The sequence below is a fragment of the Cellulomonas septica genome (genome assembly GCF_012396155.1).
Lineage (GTDB): Bacteria > Actinomycetota > Actinomycetes > Actinomycetales > Cellulomonadaceae > Cellulomonas > Cellulomonas septica.
In genome coordinates, this window is the sequence record NZ_JAAXOY010000637.1 from 1 (window position 1) to 2,011 (window position 2,011).

A 2,011-nucleotide genomic window follows, 5' to 3' on the forward strand; every position below is an offset into this window, starting at 1 on the left:
TACCGCCTCGCGGACCCGTTCGGCACGCTCGGCGCGCTCGGTGGCGCGGCGCACGACCCGTCGGGGCCGCTCGGCCAGGCGCTGACCGCGGCCGGGGTCGACGTGCACGCCTACCACCGCCCGGTGCGGCTCGAGCCGTTCGGCGTCGACGCGACCGACGCGCGCAGCGACGACGTCACGTGGCAGGTCGGGGAGGTGACGGTGGTCGCGCGTCATGCGCCCGGGCACACGGAGGGGTCGACGCTGTACGTGCTCGACGCGGGCGACGAGCAGCCGGTCGTGCTCACGGGCGACGTGCTGTTCGCGGGGACGATCGGCCGCACCGACCTCCCGGGCGGGGACGGGCCGACCATGGCGCGCACGCTGCGCGAGGTCGTCGCGCGGCTCGACCCGCGTGCCGTCGTCGTCCCGGGGCACGGCCCGACGAGCGACATGGCGACGGAGCTCGCGACGAACCCGTTCCTCGTCCGCGGCTGACCGCTGCGCCCGGCGCCCTCGTCGTGCCGACCGGCAGGCCAGCGCCCGGGCGACGGAATGCGGGCGCGACCGCCGCGACGGGTCTGGAAGACTTCCGCCCCATGGCGCGACCCACACCTCTGTCCGGATTCCCCGAGTGGCTGCCCGACGGGCGCATCGTCGAGCAGCACGTGCTCGACGTCCTGCGGCGGACGTTCGAGCTCCACGGGTTCGCGGGCATCGAGACGCGTGCGGTCGAGCCGCTCGACCAGCTGATGCGCAAGGGCGAGACCTCGAAGGAGGTCTACGTCCTGTCGCGGCTCCAGGAGGACCCGGAGAACCCGGACCGCGGCGGCCGGCTGGGCCTCCACTTCGACCTCACGGTGCCGTTCGCGCGGTACGTGCTCGAGAACGCCGGGCACCTCGCGTTCCCGTTCCGGCGCTACCAGATCCAGAAGGTGTGGCGTGGCGAGCGCCCCCAGGACGGCCGGTTCCGCGAGTTCGTCCAGGCGGACATCGACGTCGTCGCGGCGGGTGACCTGCCGTACCACTACGAGGTCGAGCTGCCGCTCGTCATGGCCGACGCGCTCGGCGCGCTGCGGGAGATCGGCCTGCCGCCCGTGCGGATCCTCGTGAACAACCGCAAGGTCGCGGAGGGCTTCTACCGCGGCCTCGGGCTGACCGAGGTCGACGCGGTGCTGCGCAGCATCGACAAGCTCGACAAGATCGGCGGTCCGGCGGTCGCGGAGCTGCTCGTCGCCGAGGCGGGCGCGACCCCGGAGCAGGCGCAGGCGTGTCTCGAGCTCGCGTCCGTGCAGGGCGACGACGAGTCCGTCGTCGACGTCGTCCGTGCGGTCGCCGCGCGGCACGGTGCCGAGCACGCGCTCCTCGACGAGGGCCTCGCCGAGCTCGGCGCGCTCGTGCGCGCGGCGGCGCAGCGGGCGCCGGGCGTCGTCGTCGCGGACCTCAAGATCGCGCGCGGGCTCGACTACTACACGGGTTCCGTGTACGAGACGGTGCTCGTGGGGCACGAGCAGCTCGGGTCGATCTGCTCCGGCGGGCGCTACGACACGCTCGCGTCCGACGGTGCGACGTCCTACCCCGGGGTCGGTCTCTCGATCGGCGTCTCGCGTCTGGTGTCGCGCCTGCTGGGCGCGGGGCTGGTCCGCGCGACGCGCTCGGTGCCGTCGGCGGTGCTCGTGGCCGTGACCGACGAGGCGGACCGGTCGCGGTCCGACGCGGTCGCCACCGCGCTGCGGTCGCGCGGGATCCCCGTCGAGGTCGCGCCGTCGGCGGCGAAGTTCGGCAAGCAGATCCGGCACGCCGACCGTCGCGGCATCCCGTTCGTGTGGTTCCTCGGGCAGCCGGACGGCGACGAGGGCGACCAGGTCAAGGACATCCGCTCGGGCGAGCAGGTGCCCGCCGACGCCGCGTCGTGGGCACCGCCCGCGGACGACCTGTGGCCCCGCGTGGTCCCGGCCGAGGCCTGACGCTCGCGGCGCCCGTCCGTGCGTCGTCGTGACGCGGACCCGCGGGTCCGTGCGTGCCGTGCTGC

2 protein-coding genes are annotated in these 2,011 nt (G+C 74.8%); both read left to right on the top strand.

Translation table 11 applies throughout. The features are described 5' to 3' along the window. On the top strand, positions 1-477 hold a 477-nt coding region (locus HGA02_RS17540; protein ID WP_168680510.1), incomplete at its 5' end, for an MBL fold metallo-hydrolase. A 101-nt stretch (positions 478-578) separates the two neighbouring features. Then, positions 579-1,946 (top strand): histidine--tRNA ligase, encoded by a 1,368-nt coding sequence (gene hisS / locus HGA02_RS17545; protein ID WP_168680512.1) that lies wholly within the window; start codon positions 579-581, stop codon positions 1,944-1,946. The last annotated feature ends 65 nt before the right edge of the window (positions 1,947-2,011 follow it).

Excerpts from the sequence above, each read along its gene's own strand:
- hisS (WP_168680512.1), top strand. The coding sequence starts at position 579 with ATGGCGCGACCCACACCTCTGTCCGGATTCCCCGAGTGGCTGCCCGAC.